General features: G+C 34.6%; 13 protein-coding genes. 10 read left to right on the top strand and 3 right to left on the bottom strand.

Annotated elements, in window-relative coordinates:
* The first annotated feature begins 26 nt into the window (after window positions 1–26).
* From ACRD62_RS11775 to ACRD62_RS11755, 5 genes are all read left to right on the top strand, one after another.
* Window positions 27–284, top strand: coding sequence for a hypothetical protein (locus tag ACRD62_RS11775; protein ID WP_430820311.1), 258 nt, complete (start codon window positions 27–29; stop codon window positions 282–284).
* A 23-nt stretch (window positions 285–307) separates the two neighbouring features.
* The gene (pyrB, locus tag ACRD62_RS11770) at window positions 308–1,219 is read left to right on the top strand and encodes an aspartate carbamoyltransferase (RefSeq protein ID WP_430820310.1); all 912 of its coding nucleotides are present in this window, start codon (window positions 308–310) and stop codon (window positions 1,217–1,219) included.
* A gap of 26 nt (window positions 1,220–1,245) precedes the next feature.
* Entirely contained in the window at window positions 1,246–1,701 is a 456-nt protein-coding gene (gene pyrI / locus ACRD62_RS11765) for an aspartate carbamoyltransferase regulatory subunit (protein WP_430820309.1), read from the top strand.
* 406 nt (window positions 1,702–2,107) lie between these two features.
* The gene (locus ACRD62_RS11760) at window positions 2,108–2,710 is read left to right on the top strand and encodes a flavin reductase family protein (RefSeq protein WP_430820308.1); all 603 of its coding nucleotides are present in this window, start codon (window positions 2,108–2,110) and stop codon (window positions 2,708–2,710) included.
* A 155-nt stretch (window positions 2,711–2,865) separates the two neighbouring features.
* Complete coding sequence (locus tag ACRD62_RS11755; protein ID WP_430820307.1) at window positions 2,866–3,939, top strand: methyl-accepting chemotaxis protein; 1,074 nt, start codon at window positions 2,866–2,868, stop codon at window positions 3,937–3,939.
* 1 nt (window position 3,940) lies between these two features.
* Here ACRD62_RS11755 and ACRD62_RS11750 read toward each other — a convergent pair whose 3' ends face one another.
* Both ACRD62_RS11750 and ACRD62_RS11745 read right to left on the bottom strand, forming a co-directional pair.
* The gene (locus tag ACRD62_RS11750) at window positions 3,941–7,219 is read right to left on the bottom strand and encodes a UvrD-helicase domain-containing protein (protein WP_430820306.1); all 3,279 of its coding nucleotides are present in this window, start codon (window positions 7,217–7,219) and stop codon (window positions 3,941–3,943) included.
* Window positions 7,220–7,315: 96 nt separating this feature from the next.
* Entirely contained in the window at window positions 7,316–8,308 is a 993-nt protein-coding gene (locus tag ACRD62_RS11745) for a substrate-binding domain-containing protein (protein ID WP_430820305.1), read from the bottom strand.
* A 440-nt stretch (window positions 8,309–8,748) separates the two neighbouring features.
* Between ACRD62_RS11745 and thrA the strand changes: the two genes are divergently transcribed.
* The 5 genes from thrA to hrpB all read left to right on the top strand — a co-directional run bounded on the left by thrA (window position 8,749) and on the right by hrpB (window position 17,135).
* The gene (thrA, locus tag ACRD62_RS11740) at window positions 8,749–11,169 is read left to right on the top strand and encodes a bifunctional aspartate kinase/homoserine dehydrogenase I (protein ID WP_430820304.1); all 2,421 of its coding nucleotides are present in this window, start codon (window positions 8,749–8,751) and stop codon (window positions 11,167–11,169) included.
* Between the two features lie 73 nt (window positions 11,170–11,242).
* A complete protein-coding gene (locus tag ACRD62_RS11735) occupies window positions 11,243–12,451 on the top strand; it encodes a cofactor-independent phosphoglycerate mutase (RefSeq protein ID WP_430820303.1) in 1,209 nt (402 codons plus the stop codon).
* Between the two features lie 29 nt (window positions 12,452–12,480).
* Window positions 12,481–13,782 (top strand): threonine synthase, encoded by a 1,302-nt coding sequence (gene thrC, locus ACRD62_RS11730; RefSeq protein ID WP_430820302.1) that lies wholly within the window; start codon window positions 12,481–12,483, stop codon window positions 13,780–13,782.
* 111 nt (window positions 13,783–13,893) lie between these two features.
* A complete protein-coding gene (locus ACRD62_RS11725) occupies window positions 13,894–14,532 on the top strand; it encodes a tetratricopeptide repeat protein (protein ID WP_430820301.1) in 639 nt (212 codons plus the stop codon).
* Between the two features lie 104 nt (window positions 14,533–14,636).
* Window positions 14,637–17,135 (top strand): ATP-dependent helicase HrpB, encoded by a 2,499-nt coding sequence (gene hrpB, locus ACRD62_RS11720; protein WP_430820300.1) that lies wholly within the window; start codon window positions 14,637–14,639, stop codon window positions 17,133–17,135.
* Between the two features lie 46 nt (window positions 17,136–17,181).
* Here hrpB and ACRD62_RS11715 read toward each other — a convergent pair whose 3' ends face one another.
* A complete protein-coding gene (locus tag ACRD62_RS11715; protein WP_430820299.1) occupies window positions 17,182–18,546 on the bottom strand; it encodes an MFS transporter in 1,365 nt (454 codons plus the stop codon).
* Window positions 18,547–18,593 lie beyond the last annotated feature (47 nt).

The following is an 18,593-nucleotide window of genomic DNA, read 5'->3' as shown; positions in this document are numbered from 1 at the left end:
AAATTTACGTATCTTTGAATTCCGGAATGAAGAAAGAAATTAATACAAACGGGCGTCATAAATGCCATGCTTATCATCCGGTTGACGATAAGTTAAGTAATGGTTTTTCTTTCTTTAGTGACGTTACCTATAACAAAGAGCAATTTTTCATTTTTAGATATTTTTTAAAAGACCTGATATTTTTATCAGGTCTTTTTTTTGTGAAATCTTCGGTTCTTTCTCTTTTTAATAATTCTCAAACTAAAAATAATAAACCAAAATATCTGTCGTGCCTTGTGGTATGATTAATCGCTAAAAAAGAATGCAAATGAAGAACAAAAGTTTAGTATCCATCACTGATTTCTCTAAGGATGAGATCATGCGCATTGTTGAGTTGGCTTCAGAATTTGAGGCAAATCCTAATCAAAAGCTTTTGGATAGTAAAGTTGTGGCAACACTATTTTTTGAACCCTCAACCCGAACCCGTTTAAGCTTCGAAACTGCTATCACTCGATTAGGAGGTGGTATTATAGGATTTTCCGATTCGTCATCTTCATCTACCACTAAAGGCGAGACACTTAAAGATACCATTAAAATGGTTAGTAATTATAGTGATTTGATTGTAATGCGTCATCCATTAGAAGGAGCTGCTCGATATGCATCTGAACAGTCAAGTGTGCCTATTATAAATGCCGGAGATGGTGCCAACCAACACCCTACTCAAACCTTATTGGATTTGTATTCAATCTATAAAACTCAGGGAACTTTAGACAATTTGAATATTTTTATGGTGGGTGATTTAAAATACGGACGTACGGTGCATTCCTTATTAATGGCTATGTCACATTTTAATACCACTTTTAATTTTATTGCTCCAGACTCTTTAAAAATGCCTGATGAGTATAAGTTGTTTTTAGACTCAATAGGTATCAAATATTACGAACACAAGGAATTTACAGATATCATATCGGAAGCCGATATTTTATATATGACAAGGGTTCAACGTGAACGTTTTTCTGATCCAATCGAATATGAAAAAGTCAAGAATGTATATGTATTGCGTAATTCAATGCTTAATCATACTAAAGATAATTTGAGAATTCTTCATCCTCTGCCTCGGGTTAACGAAATTCATACTGATGTTGATGATAATCCTAAAGCCTATTACTTTCAGCAAGCCGAGAATGGTGTTTATGCGCGAATGGCCATCATAGCCTCAATTTTAGGTTTAGTGAAATAATTTAAGAATTGATAAAGTAAGAAGTCATGGTTAAAAAAGAATTAAACGTAAGCGCTATAAAAAACGGAACTGTAATTGATCATATTCCGGCAAATCATTTGTTTAAAGTTATTTCCATCTTAGGTTTGGATCAAAGCGAGAGTATGATAACTTTTGGAACAAACTTTAAAAGTAAAAAGCAAGGAAGAAAGGCTATCATTAAAGTGGCTAAAAAATTCTTCGCTGATGATGATATTAATAAAATTTCATTAGTTGCTCCGTCAGCCAAATTAAACATCATTAAAGATTATCAGGTTGTTGAAAAAAGAAATGTAGAAATACCAGAGCGTATTATAGGTATAGCAAAATGCTTCAACCCAAAATGTATTACTAATAATGAGAAGATTACAACAAAATTTTCATTAGCAGGTAAGGAGCCCCTAGCTCTAAAATGTCATTATTGTGAAAAAATTACTACAGCTGAACATCTGGAGGTATTGTAGTTGAATATATTAATTTAACAGAAAACATCTATTTGAATAACAGATGTTTTCTGTTAAAACCTTATAAAATATCCAAGATTTAAAACTTTATTATATCCAAAATCTAACTTTCCTGTTAAACTATAGCTCTGTCCCTATGTAATGCTATCATGTTTAGTCAATGGGTTATCTTCAATCGCATAGTTAGAATTAAAATAACTACTCACTTCAAAATATTCCAATGTAAATTAGTTTCAGAATATTGAGTAAAAAAGACCAAAGCAAAGAATTGAACTAATTAAAAAGTATCTCATTTTATAAAGTACAACTTTTAAGCAAAACATATAAGCGGGATTCTATGCCTTTTATGAAAATGCTTTTAGCCTAATTTTTATATGTTATTTTTGTATAATAAAGACGTAAGAATATGGGAAAGCAAGATTGGAAACCAGGAAATATGATTTACCCACTTCCTGCTGTAATGGTAACAGTAGGAGATAAGCCGGAAAACTATAATATAATAACAATAGCATGGACAGGAACAATATGTTCTGATCCGCCAATGTGTTATATATCTGTTCGAAAAGGGCGACATTCTTATCCCATTCTTAAAGAAACCGGAGAGTTTGTTATCAATCTAACAACAAAAGATATTGCTTATGCAACCGATTGGTGTGGCGTTAGGTCAGGAAGGCAGTTTGATAAGTTTAAAGAAATGCATCTTACTCCCGGAAAGGCTCTTAAGGTAAAGGCACCCATCATTGAAGAATCATCTGTTAATATTGAGTGTGTAGTTACTGAGATTAAAGAGCTTGGAACACATGATATGTTTATTGCCGAAGTGGTTAATGTGAAAGCAGATGAAAAATATATTGACGAAAAAACAGGTGCTTTTAGTTTGCAAAAAGCAAGGCCGATAACTTATTCTCACGGACATTATTTCGAAGTGGGAAAACGCATTGGTAAATTTGGTTATGCGGTTGAAAAGAAAAAGAAGAAACCCAGGGCGACAAAAAAAACAAACAAGTAATAAAAGATTCATTAAATATATTCTAAAATTCGATTTTTAAATTAAGTATTTGATTGTTTTATTTACCTGTATGTAAGTTTCTTAATTGAACTTTATAATAGGAGTTTTGTTAGAGTTATGAATTGTATTTTTTTTAACAAAACACCTACCCAAACATGTTTAAAAAAAGTATTCTAAGACGACTACAGTTATGCATGTTAGCATTTGGAATTATAATGGGATTTGTATTCCCTGTTTATGCTAACTTCTTTGTGCATTGGAAAGAAGGAATGTTTATTTGGTTTTTAATTGGTTGCATTTGCGCTGGTATAACTGTTGGTTTAGTAAGTTATGGCTTTGTGAAATTGTTGTTAATTAAAAAATTAAGGCTAATTGCCAATGTTGCAGATGATTTAAGTAATAAAAATATTCCTGATTTAATTATACTGGAGAGTAATGACACTATTGGAGTGATAATAAAAGGCATTAATTCAAGTATCGAAAGTATCAAATTGCTTTTAAAGGAAATATTAAAAGTAACCAATTATTCTGGTACTATTTTAAACGACTTCGAACATACCAATAATGGCGTAACTACATTGGAAGATTTAAATAAATCACTTTATCATGTGCGTGAGATAGGAGAAAGATTAGGTAAAAGTTCAGGTGAGTCAGAGAGAGTTGTAAATACAGCCCTAAGATCGATGGGTATTGTAGAAAATAACTTTAAGCTAACTCAGGAAAAGATTGTTAATTACAAAAAAGTGATTGAGGAAATGGTGCATCACTCCGATGAAATTGAAAAATCACTTGATCAGATTGACAGTATTGCAGCACAAACTAATATTATTTCTTTAAATGCCTCAATAGAAGCTAGTAAAGCAGGTGACGCTGGTAAAGGGTTCGCAGTTGTAGCTGGAGAAGTTCGTAAATTGGCAGATCTTACTGTTCAGTCTTCAGCATCAGTAGCTTCAAAAGCAAACGAGATTAGAAGCAATCTTAATTCGATAATTGAAATTATTTCGGATATTGTACATAAGGTTGATCAGAATAACTCAGACGTAGAGAAGTTAAGTGAAGATCTTCAGATATTACGGACCAATGTTGGCTTTACCAATAATAAAAGCTTCGATTTACATGATTCAACAGAGTCTTTACATACTAATTTTGAAAAAGTTAATGCTTCATTTCAAATGATGAAAGAGCAGTTATCTATTATGACAGGAAAAATTAATGAATATCAGTTCTGATTTAGAAAAGTTTACCTTGTTGCGGTTGATCAAGTACTTCTTCAATTAAATTCTCGGATCCCATATACCATAAAAAACCTCTCACATTTTTATAACCCATTCTAATTAAGAGGTTTTTATAACGGTTAACCTGAGATCTATATTTGTCGTTTCTGATTTCACCAAATTTATAATCAATAACGATGGTTTCATTTTTTGTTATAATTACACGATCAGGGCGATATAGTCCAGAAGGCGTTAGTATATCACCTTCGTTAATGATTGTATTTTGGGGGTTAAACCATTCAGATACCAATGGTTGATTAATTTTTTCGCTTATAAAATCGATAATTTTATCTTTTTCCGAAGTTTTAATCTGACCATTGATTATAAGTTGCATTACTGCTCTTTCAACGTCTTCAGATGTTACAATCAGTTCAAATAACTTATGCATTAACTTGCCTTTTTTCAGATTAATAAGCCCGTCAGGTGAATTCAATATCATGCTTTCAGGGTGAATTTTAATCCGATCACTTAAGGCATAGGTGCGAACGATGTAATTTTCGGTCTGAGGTTCATTTATTTTATTGTTTTCATTCGCTGGTATTGCTCCGTATTCAAAAATCAAATGGTCAATGTCCCATGCAGCAATCATTTTTTCTTTTCTGGAAGCATCATCGATCTGTACCAGGTTAAGTTGATTGACAATTCGATGTAAAATATTGGATACGCTTTTAAGTCCTCCTGTTTTTGTAGGTTGTTCTCCCAATACGATCAGGCTTTCTTTGGCGCGGGTAAAAGCAACATATAGCAGGTTTAGATTATCTACAAACTGATGCAATCTTTCATCAAGATATTCACCAATAAAATGAGATTGAAGTAGTTGTGAATTGTATGATACAGGCACAAGATCTATTTGATTAAAAGGTTCACTTTGGGGTTTACACCATATCAGGCTTCCAAAACCTTTGTCATCTATAGGCCAGTTGCAATAGGGAATGACCACTGCCTTAAATTCCAGACCTTTAGATTTATGTATGGTCATTACATTAATTGCATTTTGTCCTTCCGGAACTGATATGGCTGTGTTCATACCTTTATCGTCCCACCAGGCAATGAAATCATGCACATTAACAGAATAGTTGGTCACATAGTCGCGTATTGCATCCAATAATCCCTGGATGAAAATAAACTGATGCTCAAAAATTTGCTGGGGTAATTCACGCACCAATGTTTCGGCCATTTCAAACAAAGGCTGACCTTTTAATTCAAGTAATTTTTGTTTTAGTACTTCTTTAATAGTTTGATCACTACTAATTAAATCTGTTCCATCACAACTGCCAACTTGGTCAACATTGTCAACTTTGTAAAACGAGTTGTATAAATCTACATAGGCTTCATAAACTGTGTTTTCGGGATCCTGAATGTACTTAATTTGTTGAATTACCAGGTTTACGGCCGGAGAACTACCCAGCAAAAGTGTTTCGTTTGAAATAACCGGATGTTTTTGATTCGTGGTTGAATAAATTCCCGAAAGCAAAGCTTCTGTTATTTGCTGACCTTCTTTTTTACGACGAACCAAAATACAAATGTCCTTGTATTCATAACCCTTAGCAAGTAAGGACTCAATTTCTTCAACAGCCTTGGTTGTTGCATTAATCATAAATTCGGCTTTTTTACTGCCTTCCGGAAAAGCCATTTTAATATAGCCACCTGTTCCTGTTGATTTTGAAGCTACTTTCTGAACCGTATCATCATATGCTTTCGTTATTTTTGTTTTTAAATCTTCAGGTATTTCAAACTGAGGGTTGTTTTCTTCTGTTGATGAAATAAATTCATATTGAAGCATTCTGGCTGCTTCTTTGAATACAATATTGTTGAAATGAATGATATTTTCAAAGCTTCTCCAATTTGTTTCCAGAATCAGAGGATCTGTTCCGAAATCACTGAAGTCATTTTCAACCTGATCACTTAACAATTTCCAGTCTGAATTACGCCAGCGATAAATTGATTGCTTTACATCCCCAACAATCATTGCCATTTTATCCTCAGCTACACTGTTCAAAAGCAAAGGTTTAAAATTATTCCATTGCAATCGAGAGGTATCTTGAAATTCATCTATCATATAGTTTTGATAGCGTGTTCCTGTTTTTTCATAGATAAAAGGTGTTTCATTCTGATCAATAATCTGAAACAACAATCTATTGGCATCAGCAAGTAGAAATAAATTCTCGTTACGAGCTATTTCCTGAACTTTAATCGCAATATCGGTTGTTATACCCAGTGCATTAATATTTGACGAAATAAGTCTGGCCGTGCAATAATTTGTCTTGTTTTTTATAAAGAGTTCAGAAAGGTCGAATAATATTTTATTTAACCCGTCACCAAAGCAATCAGCTATTTTGTTATTATCCGATTCGTTATTCTTCTTGTTAAAACACTCTTCCGGATTATCAACTAACGGAATTAATTTCTGAATAGTAAGAATATCATCTGCCTTTTGCAGAAGACTAAGTTTTTCAAGATTTTTAAGTGGAGACCTTGATTTTAAATGAAGCATGTCGTAGTTAACTCCATGTTGCTTTATAACCAGCAATCCTTCCGATGCAAGGTTTTTAACAGCGTTTTCAAAGTCGTGAGTGATCTGTCGTAATTGTTTATTATAGAGGTTAAGAAGTTGTTTATTTTGCAGTTTTTCTAGGGTTTCACTATTCAAACTCTGAAATTCCTCTTTAAATACTTCTTTACCAAGTGTTTTTAGCTCACTGGCGATATTCCAGTCTCTTCCGTCTTCAATTTTTGATAATGTATGATTGATAAGCCATCCACGAAGTTCTTCATTTCCTTTTAATTCTAATTCTCTTAGTAATTCATCAACCGCCTGTGATAAAACTCGATCGGTATCAAGTTCCACCTTAAAACCCGCAGGCAGATTAGCTTCATAAGCAAATGAACGAATTACTTTCTGAAAGAAACTATCGATTGTATTAACTGAGAATTTCGAAAAATCATTTAGAATATTAATTAATAAATGTCGCGCAGTCTTTTGTATTTGTTTTTTTGATTTGTTATAAATCTTCATTAAATCTTCAAGATAATCAGCATCATTTTCAACCGATAAGGCATATAAATTTTCGAGAATCCTGTTTTTCATCTCGGAGGTAGCTTTATTGGTAAAGGTAACTGCCAGTATGCTTTTGTAATTTAAAGGATCTTCAAATAATAGCTTGATAAATTCGCCCGAAAGAGTATATGTTTTACCAGAACCGGCGGAGGCTCTGTATATTTTTAGTTGCGACATGCATTAATCTTTTTTCAAAAATAGGTAATCATCACGGGCTATCAAACAAAAAAATAGCCGCTTTTGGCGGCCATTTAAATAAAATGTTATAGGTGATTAATTAAAAACTTCACTCTCACCCATAAACCCTTCTGATATAACAGTCATTTTGATATTTTGGCGATTAACAACACTAGCTTCTAAAAGTATAGCAGGTACTAATCTTTTACCGTTATTAACAGTGATATTCATATTTGAAGGTGCTTCTCCATCTGCAATTTTCATAGCTGCATTGGCAGCAGCAAACGCCAATGCTTCAATGGGTTTGTAAATTGTTATGGTTTGGTTGCCTGCAACAATATTTCTAACGGCCTGTATGTTAGCATCCTGTCCTGCAAGTAAAACGGTCCCTTCTTTGTGTGCATCTTTCAGGGCAATAATAACACCTGAGGCCAGAGCATCATTTCCACAAATGATAGCATCAACCTGATCTGATGTTTTCAAATAGGCATTCATAATTCTGAAAGCTTCATCGGGAAGCCAAAAGTTGGAGAATTCATCCACAACAATTTCAATATCTCCTTTATCAATTAAAGGTTGTAATATATTCATCCATCCTAAATGAAGTAAATAAGCATTATAATCACTCTTAGGTCCACTGATTAAAGCATATTTACCTTGGGGTGAGATCTTTGTAAGATAATTAGCCTGTAATTCACCGACATGAATATTGTCGGTTGATATATAGTAATCCAGATTGCAGTCTTTTATTAAGCGGTCGTAAGAGATAACAGGAACATAATTTCGATGGGCTAATTTTACTATTTCAGCAGCTTTTTGAAGGTCTACAGGAACAACGACCAAAACATCTATATCCTGATCAATCATTTCCTGAGCCTGTAAAATTTGTTTTTCCGGATCGGTATTAGCAATTTCAACAATTGCTGTACCTCCCAGTTCTTCAACTTTTTGAACAAACAGCTCTTTATCTTTTTTCCATCTCTCGTTATTGAGGCTATCCATCAAAAAACCAATTTTTGGCTTTTGATTACATCCCGTAATAAGAATTACGAATATTATCCATAATAATGCAATGCCAATCCGTTTCATGTGATAACTATTTAGGTACGTAATTTTGTATATAATTTACAAAAACTATTTCAGAAAGTAAAGAGAAAGATGTATTGTCTTTTCTGATTTGCAAGTTAATAGATATCATTTTTTAAGGATAGTTATGCATTCTATTTCAGCCAATAATTACATTTGGATATGTAATTAGAGTTACGTTAGAATAATGAGTGTTGGAATTTATTTTGAAGACAGTTTTGTGAATTTGATCTTCAAATTAATGCAAAAAATGGGCTGTTATTTTTGATTTGATAATTATCTAATTATATTTGTGTTGTATTCTAAAACAAGTGACAGAAATAATGATGATTTATAATCTTACATCTACTCTAACAAATACCACAACCCCTTTGGGGGTATAATTGTTAATATCATCAGGTCAGGTTTTTATTCTATTTTGTTATCACATTTTACTTATAAATATGAAAGTACTTAAGTTTGGAGGTACCTCAATGGGTTCATCTGTAGCTATGCTAAGTGTTAAGCGTATTGTTGAAAAGATACAAGGTCCCAAGGTCGTTGTAGTTTCGGCAGTAGGCGGTGTAACAGATGAACTAATTAATGCATCCAAAAAAGCGGTTAAAGGCGAAGCATATCAGGATGTATTAAGTTATTTAAAAGAAAAACATAATAAGATTATATCGGAACTGTTTACTCCTTCTGTAGAAGTTATACTTCAGGAAGACCTGAGTGTAATTTGGAAAGAGTTGGAGCAGTTATTAAAAGGTGTAAGCTTAACGGGTGAACTAAGTACGAAAAGTTACGATACCATTTCAGGTTGTGGTGAAAGGTTATCTTCAAATATTATCTCATATTTAATTACGGAAGCTAAATTATTTGATAGTCGTAAGTTTATTAAAACAGAGATAAACGGTCGTGGCCATGTTGTGAAAATCAACGAAACCATGCAAAATATCGGTGAACTAAAGTTTAGTTTGCCAGAAGTTGCTGTTTTTCCAGGATTTATTGCCAGTGATGAGCACGCAGATAATACCACTTTAGGTCGAGGAGGTTCAGATTATTCTGCCGCTTTATTAGCTGCCGGATTAGATGCTGAAATATTGGAGATATGGACTGATGTGGATGGTTTTATGTCTGCCGATCCAAGAGTGATAAAACGTGCATATTGTTTGGATCATCTGAGCTATGCCGAAGCAATGGAGTTATCACATTTTGGAGCAAAAGTAATCTATCCTCCAACTATTATACCAGCGCTTCAAAAGCAAATTCCGATATTAATTAAAAATACCTTTAATCCAGAGGCACCGGGAACTTTAATAGATAAAAATACCGATGAAGAAAGAAAAGTAAAAGGATTATCATCGATCAAAGATGTGAGTCTTTTAACTCTTCAAGGTAATGGTATGATTGGTGTTTCGGGTATTTCTATGAGAATGTTTAAAGCATTAGCTTCTGAAAACGTTAACATCATTCTTATTTCTCAGGCATCAAGCGAAAGCAGTATTTCAGTTGTTATTAATTCAACCGAGGCTGAAATAGCAAAAATGGCTTTGGTAAATGAATTTGAAAAAGAGATTAGTCGTAAACAAATAAACGGAGTACTGGTAGATAGTAATATGGCAGTAGTTGCCATAGTGGGAGAGGGAATGAAGCATACTTCCGGTGTTTCAGGTAAATTGTTTAATGATGTAGGAAAGAACGGTATCAATGTATATGCAATAGCTCAGGGTGCTTCAGAGTTAAATGTATCCTTTGTTGTTCATCAGGATGATTTAAGAAAGGCGCTTAACGTTGTGCATGAAACGTTCTTCCTTAGCCAGTATCAGGCAATTCACCTTTACCTAGCTGGTGTTGGAACAGTTGGAAAAAGTCTCTTAAAAAAGATCGAACGCCAGGCAGAAAGATTGCTTAAAGTGGAACGTTTAAGCATTCGTGTTGCCGGTATTGCCAATTCAAGACAAATGATTTTTAAAGATAGAGGTTTGGATCTTGAATCTGCATTAGAAGTTTTGAAAGAGGCTAGTCCTGGCAATATTGCTCAGTTTGTTGATCAGATAATTGAAAACAACATGTCTAATAGTGTTTTTGTTGACTGTTCTGCCAGCCCACAAGTTGCACAACATTATTTAAAATTACTTCAGAATAATGTTTCGGTGGTTACCGCAAATAAAATAGCCAGTTCTTCTGATTACGAAACGTATAAAAAGCTGAAGACAACTGCTGTTCAAAAAGGAGTAAAGTACCTGTTTGAAACAAATGTTGGTGCTGGATTACCAATTATCAATACGATTAATAGTATGATACAAAGTGGAGATAAGATTCTTCAGTTGGAAGCCGTATTATCAGGTACACTGAATTATATTGTCAATAATGTGTCTGCCGAAAGAAAATTATCTGAGGTTGTTCAGGAAGCCAAAGAAAAAGGTTATAGCGAACCAGATCCACGTATCGATTTAATTGGTAAAGATGTGTTGCGAAAATTGTTAATTCTAGCACGTGAGTGTGAGTATCCGTTGGAAGAAAAGCATATTGATATTACCCCATTTCTTCCACAGGAATTCTTTACAGATGAATCGGTTGAGCAATTCATGGCTCGTTTAAAAGACTATGATGAGGCTTTCGAGCAAAAAAGAAAAGAGGCTGAGAGTAGAGGAATGATCTTACGATATGCAGCTTCATTAAAAGAAGGTAAGGCAAAAGTTGGATTTATTGAGGTGGATGCCAGTCATCCGTTCTATCAGCTTGAAGACAGTAATAACAAAATAATGTTACGTACCGATTATTATTACGATCATCCGATGGAAATAAAAGGTTATGGTGCGGGTGCAGATGTTACTGCGGCAGGTGTTTTTGCAGATATAATTAAAGTTGTTAACCTTTAAACAATTCCCTGATTTTTAGGGTTAGTTATGCATTAAAGCTGCATCTTAACAAACAAATGAAAAACATTAATCTATGAAATATTTAGTAATTCTGGCTGATGGTTTTGCTGATCGCCCTATAGAAAGATTGGGCGGAAAAACACCGATGATGGCAGCCAAAACACCACATATTGACCAGTTATGTAAGATTTCAAGAACTGGATTCTTAAAAACAGTGCCCGATTCACTTCATCCTGGTTCTGAAGTAGCAAATATGACCATAATGGGATACGATGCTGCCAAATATTATCAGGGTAGAGGAGTATTGGAAGCTGCAGCTCTTGGAATTGAATTCTCTGAGGATGATCTGGTTTTCCGGTGTAATTTGGTGAGTGAGGAAAATGGTATTCTGTTGAATCATTCTGCAGGACATATTACCACAGAGGAAGCTAAAGAACTGATTGACGAATTGAATGATAAGATGAGTGATGACAGAGTCAGTTTTTATGCAGGGGTAAGTTATCGTCATGTTATGATTATCAAGGGAGGGAAGAATGGATTAAATTGTATTCCACCTCATGATGTTCCTGGTGAAAAAATTGATAAAATATTACCAACTCCTGCTGAAGGACATGAAACAGCTGATTTGTTACGAGAGTTGATGTTTAAATCAAAAAGCGTTCTAGAAAATCATCCGGTTAATCAAAAGAGAAAAGAAAATGGAAAGGCAATAGCTAATATGATTTGGCCGTGGTCTGCCGGTTTTAAACCTAGCATGCCAACTCTAAAGGAGCTTTATGGACTTGAAAGTGGTGTTGTTATTTCGGCTGTTGATTTGATCCATGGTTTGGGTAAACTGGGAGGACTTCAATCTGTTTTTGTTGAAGGGGCAACAGGTCTATTTAATACAAACTATTCAGGTAAAGCCGAGGCTGCTTTAAATGCTCTTGAAAGTAATGATTACGTATTTCTTCACATCGAAGCACCCGACGAAGCCGGACATGAAGGTGATGTTGAATTAAAGATTAAGACTCTTGAGGATATTGATCAATTGGTTGTAAAACCAGCTTTGGAGTATTTGGCTAAGCATAAAGATGAATTAAGCATTGCTATGTTACCAGATCACCCAACACCTTGTGAAATAAGAACACATACACGTGACTTTGTACCATTTATGATCTATCGTCCAGGCAATGAGCCTGATTTGGTGCAGGAATATGATGAAGAATCGGTTAAGAAAGGTGATGTAGGCTTTTTAGATCAAACCGAATTTATGAAAGTGTTTTTATCTGGAAGTAAATAGTTAGTTGTTAAAGCAGTAAAAAATTGGATATGCAATTTTATAGTACCAATAACGTATCGCATAAAAGTGATTTAAAAAATGCCGTAATTAACGGATTGGCACCTGATAAGGGTTTGTATATGCCCGAGGAAATTCCTGTTTTGCCTGAAAGTTTTTGGATCGATTTGCCAAATATGAATTTAGGTGAAATAGGGTACCATGTGCTTAAACCTTATTTTTGTCCGACTATTCCAGAAGGAGAGTTTAAAGAATTAACAAAGGAAGCCTTTAATTTTCCTATTCCTTTACAGAAGGTTAGTGAAAATATCTCTTCACTGGAACTTTTTCATGGACCAACACTTGCTTTTAAAGACATAGGTGCCAGATTCCTGGCAAGGGTAATGGCCCAGTTTACACGTGGTATGGAACATCATATTAATGTACTGGTTGCAACATCAGGTGATACGGGTAGTGCCGTGGCCAATGGTTTCCTGGGTGTTGATGGAGTTGATGTATATGTTCTATATCCTAAAGGATTAGTGTCTGAAGTACAGGAAAAGCAATTTACAACTCTGGGGCAAAACATTACAGCAATTGAAATTGATGGTACTTTTGATGATTGTCAGCGTTTGGTTAAGTCAGCTTTCATGGATGAAGATTTGCAAAATAAACTGGTACTTACATCTGCAAATTCAATTAATCTGGCCCGTTTCTTACCACAAATGGTTTATTATTTTTATGGATATGCACAAGCCGTAAAACAAGGTAAAAAAGATATTATAGTTTCTGTTCCAAGTGGAAACTTTGGAAACCTTACTGCCGGAATTATTGCCTATAAAATGGGTTTGCCGGTTAAACATTTTATTGCTGCTACCAACATTAATGATATTGTTCCCAAATACCTGTATTCAGGTATATATTCACCTGCAAAAAGTATATCAACCCCAGCAAACGCTATGGATGTAGGCGATCCAAGTAACTTTGTGCGAATTCAGGATTTGTTCGATAAGAAACTGGAAGGAATCAAAAATGTAATTACAGGCTATGTTTGTCCGAATGAGGATATCTTTGCAATGATTGAAAAAGTGTTTACAGATAATGATTACATATTGGATCCTCACGGAGCGATAGGTTATAAATCTTTGACAGAACTTTTGGATGAAGGAGAGTTTGGTATGTTTCTTGCAACTGCTCATCCAGCAAAGTTTCCCGAAACGGTAGAGGAAATAATAAAACAAAAAGTTGAGCAGCCAGATCGATTAAAGGCTTTTCTAGCTGGTAAGAAAGATGTGGAAGAACTATCAGAAGATTTTGAATCGTTCAAATCGTTTCTTCTGAATGTTTGTAAATAATCAACTTTAAAGAAAATGCCCTATAAATATTAGTGTTTTTCAAAAAAAAACTATTTTTACGGGCATTGAAATGAATCAAATCTATTAAATAAAGATTAAAAGTTTATTATTATGAGGTATTTAGCAACTTTATCCTTTTTGATGTTGATGTTTGTTGGAGTAACTGCTCAGGACAAATCTGCTGCTGAGCTAAAAAACGAAGGAAATGAGGCACTAAAAGCAAAAGATTACAAAACAGCCCTTGGTTTATACGAACAAGCAATTGCATCTTGGGAAGAGGAAATGGACGCAGCCATGGTGTATAATGCAGCTACATGTGCATACAAAACAAAAGCAAATGATAAAGCAATAAAGTATTATTTACAAGCTAAAGGATTAGATTATAAAGCTGACGCTTGTAATTATTATTGTTACAAAATCTATGATGCACAGGGAAATGAAGCGGAGATGAAGAAGTTAAGTGATGAGTCTATCGAAAAATTCCCAACAAGTAAATACACAACTGCAATCAAAAAAGATTTAGTTAAACCATTGGTTTCAAAGGCAAACGAATTATATGCAAGTGCTCAGGCAAAATTAAATGCAAGAACATCTGATAATGCTGATCAATGGGCTACACTTAAATCTGAATCAGTAGCATTATGTGATGAAGCAATTGCTAAATGTGATGAAGTATTATCAATTTATAAAGGAGAAAAAAATGCTCCTACTATCAAAGCTCGTTGCGAAGAGTTGAAGAAAGCTGAATAAAAGCATAAAAAATATTTATCAAAGCGCTTGGATTCTCCAGGCGCTTTTTTTGTGTTTTGTAGTGACAGAATTCAGTTATCTTTGCATTCTTGCTCAAATTTAAAATGACAGAGTTGAAGTTTGATTTATCTAAAATAGAATTACCTATTGTTGAAGTATTATCTGAAATAAGCGAAGTACTTGTAAATGATAATCGATTAATTATTCATGCACCTCCCGGGACTGGAAAAAGTACCATTGTTCCTTTAGCTTTGCTTGATCAGCCTTGGTTAAAGGATAAAAAGATTATAGTGCTTGAACCCCGCCGTTTGGCAGCAAGAGGAATTGCTTCTCGCATGTCAGACTTAATAGGAGAGAAGGTAGGAGAAACTGTGGGATATCGAATTCGATTTGATAATGTTGTTAGTAATAAAACAAGAATAGAAGTTGTTACAGAAGGAATACTTACCCGAATGCTTCAAAGTGATAATGCTATTGAAGATATTGGATTAGTAATTTTTGATGAATTTCACGAGCGTAATTTATTTGGAGACCTGGCATTGGCACTTTCATTGGAATCACAACAGGTTCTACGAAATGATTTGCGAATTATAGTGATGTCGGCAACACTGGATGTTAATAATTTAACTCATTTACTTAACAGTAAGGTTGTAAAAAGCGAAGGACGTCAATATCCTGTTGAAATAAAATACACAGGAGACTCAGATATGTATATGATTCCTGAATTGACGGCAAGGATCGTATCCAGAGCTTTAAATGAGCAGGATGGCGATATTCTTGTGTTTTTACCAGGTGAAGGAGAAATTAAGAAATGTGAATCACTCCTAAAAGGTAAAGTTGGAAATACTCAAATTCATAAATTATTCGGGCAATTAAATATTTCTAAGCAATATGCTGCTATAATGCCTGATCGACAGGGTAGAAGAAAGATTGTATTGGCTACTTCAATAGCCGAAACCAGCTTGACAATAGAAGGTGTAAAGGTCGTAGTTGATTCTGGTTTTGGCAGAACTTTGCGTTTCGATAGTCGATCTGGCTTATCAAGGTTGGAAACTATTGAAATAACAAAAGATTCAGCTGATCAACGTGCCGGACGAGCTGGGCGATTAGGTCCTGGTGTGTGTTATCGGATGTGGACCAACGCTAGTCATCATCAAAAAACAGAGCATCAAAAACCTGAAATTGAAGATGCTGATTTGGCATCTTTAATGCTTGATCTTGCCAAATGGGGTGTGGCTGATATAGAGTCACTAAACTGGTTAACCTTGCCACCTAAAGGTCATGTCAGACAAGCTAAGAATGTGCTTCATCAGATTGATGCATTGGAAAATAATACCATTACTGAACATGGGAAGCAATTAAGTACTATTCCATCTCATCCCCGCATAGCGCATATGTTACTAAAAGCGAGTGAAGAAGGTTTGAGTTCTTTGGCTGTAGATTTGGCTGTAGATTTGGCTGCAGTGCTGGAAGAACGTGATCCATTGGGGAAAGAAGCAGGAATTGACATTAATCTGAGAGTTGAAGCATTACGAAGATATCGAAGTGGAAATCTTAAGAATAACAAGCTAAAACGAATTGAGCAAATATCACTTCAATACAGAAAAATGCTCAATTGTGAGGTTGACAATGGTGATTTTGATCCTTTTGAAACAGGATTATTACTTGCTTTTACCTATCCTGAGCGGATCGCTCATTGTAAACCGGGTAATAATGCCCAGTTTAAATTAGCCAACGGTAGAATAGCAGCAGCGGGACATGAAGATGATTTGGCACACGAAGAATGGCTTGCAATTGCTAACCTGAATGCAACAGAAGGAGTCGGAAGAATATTTCTGGCTTCTCCACTAAATCCGCGAGATCTGATTACAATGGTGAAAAACGTTGATCGGGTTTACTGGGATACAAAAGATGGAGGTTTTAAAGCTGTAAATGAGTTGCGAATAGGTAGTATTATTTTACAAAGTAAACCATTGACTGATTATTCTGAGAATGCCAAAATAGAGGCTATATGTGATGCCATTAAAAAAGAAGGAATTAGTCTGCTTGATTTTAATAAAGAAGTAGTTCAATGGCAAAACAGGGTATTAAGCCTGCGTGTCTGGAATGGAGATCAAAACTGGCCGGATGTTTCCAATGATGAAATAATTGCCACTTGTGCCGAATGGTTGGCTCCTTATCTGAATAATGTAAAGCGGCCAGAAGATTTGAAGAAAATTAATCTGAAGGAAGTGCTTCAGCATTATTTATCTCATGATTTACAGCAACAGTTGGATATATTAGCTCCAGAACGAATTACAGTGCCTAGTGGATCCAAAATTAAACTGCAGTATTTTGATAATGGCAATACACCTGTATTGGCAGTACGATTGCAGGAAGTATTTGGTATGATGACAACACCAGTCATTAATAATGGAAAAAACAAAGTATTAATGCACCTTTTGTCACCAGGTTTTAAACCTGTTCAGATAACAGGTGATTTAGAAAGTTTCTGGAGCAATGCTTATTTTGAAGTTAGAAAAGAACTGCGAGCCCGTTATCCAAAACACGAATGGCCAGAAGACCCTTTGAAAGCGATGGCAATAAGAGGTGTTAAAAAATGAGGTGAGAAAATATGTTTAAGAATTTCTTGATATAAAGACTTATAAATTAATATAGTTTTCCCCTGTTTAACGAAAAATAAATACCACTGAAACAAAGTAAAGAGAATATTAGAAATAAGATTTTCATTCCTTTTACAAAAGTGTTGATATCAATTGTATCAATTGATTTTTTATCGAAATAAACGGCAAATAATGCAGTAGCTATTGTCATACTTAAAATCTGACCTAAAACACGCATGGTTGCAGAAATACCACTTGCCATTCCTGCCTTCTCCTTACTTACTGAACTCATTATGGTATTCATATTTGGTGAGGAGAACAATGCAAAACCTAATCCAATAAACGCCAGATTAATAATAATAAAATATAAAGAGCTGTTTTCATTAAGAGTAGCGAAAAGTCCTAAACCTAAACTACATATAAACATTCCGGCTGAAGCAAGGTAACGAGGTTCGTACTTATCCGATAGTTTACCGGCAATTGGTGAAAGAACTGCCATTACAATGGGTTGAGCAATCAATATACTTCCAGCAGTTCTAGGATTTAAATCAAGTGCTTTTTGTAGAAATAAACTCATTAAGAATACAATAGCAAATGTCGCACTGTAATTAATTAAAGCTGCCAGATTAGAATAGGTAAACAAACGATTTATTTTGAACTCCTTAACCGGAAAGAAAGCATCTGATGACTTACTTTGTTGCCATATGAAAAGAAACATTAGCACTATACCACTCAAAACAATAATTTGACCACTATATTCTTTAATAACAGATGATCCGTATACAAGAGCTGATAAGCCTATGGCATAAATTATTGCACCTTTATAATCAAGGGATTTTTTGTCAGACTGAAGTTTGTCAGATCCCAAATATTTAAAAGCCACAATCATTACTACTAATCCTATTAATGAAGAAAGCAAAAATATAGCCTGCCATCCCCAATAAAAGGTGATAAATCCTCCTGCAGTCGGCCCAACAGCTAATCCTACATATACAGCAGCAACTGTAATTCCCAATACTGCCCCTCTTTTTTCTTTTGGAAATTCACGAACCAATATGGCCGGGCTTGTTGCCATTAATAATGATGCCCCAATACCTTGTATAAATCGAACTATTATAAGAATGTTACCATTGGTTGAAAAACTACAAAGGAGTGTAAAAACCAGAAAAAGCACTGTTCCTGCTTTAAATATTTTTTTATGACCTAAAAAATCTGCCCATTTACCTGCCGGAAGCAGGAAAATTCCTGATGATAGCAAAAAAGAAGTAATAACCCAGCTTAACGAAACGGCATTCAATTGTAATTGTTTCTCAATAATTGGTAAGGCAATATTAACAGATGAGATCAAAAATGGTCCCATAAACGAAGTAATTATGGCAACCAGTAACACTGATTTCTGAGCTCTTGTCATTCCTTCTTCAATTAATTGTGAGATATATCAAAGGTATGAAAATGTAT

The organism is Carboxylicivirga caseinilyticus (assembly GCF_050589785.1).
Taxonomy (GTDB): domain Bacteria; phylum Bacteroidota; class Bacteroidia; order Bacteroidales; family Marinilabiliaceae; genus Carboxylicivirga; species Carboxylicivirga caseinilyticus.
The sequence above is the reverse complement of the archived record's forward strand: the minus strand, read 5'-3'. Positions and strand labels throughout refer to the sequence as shown.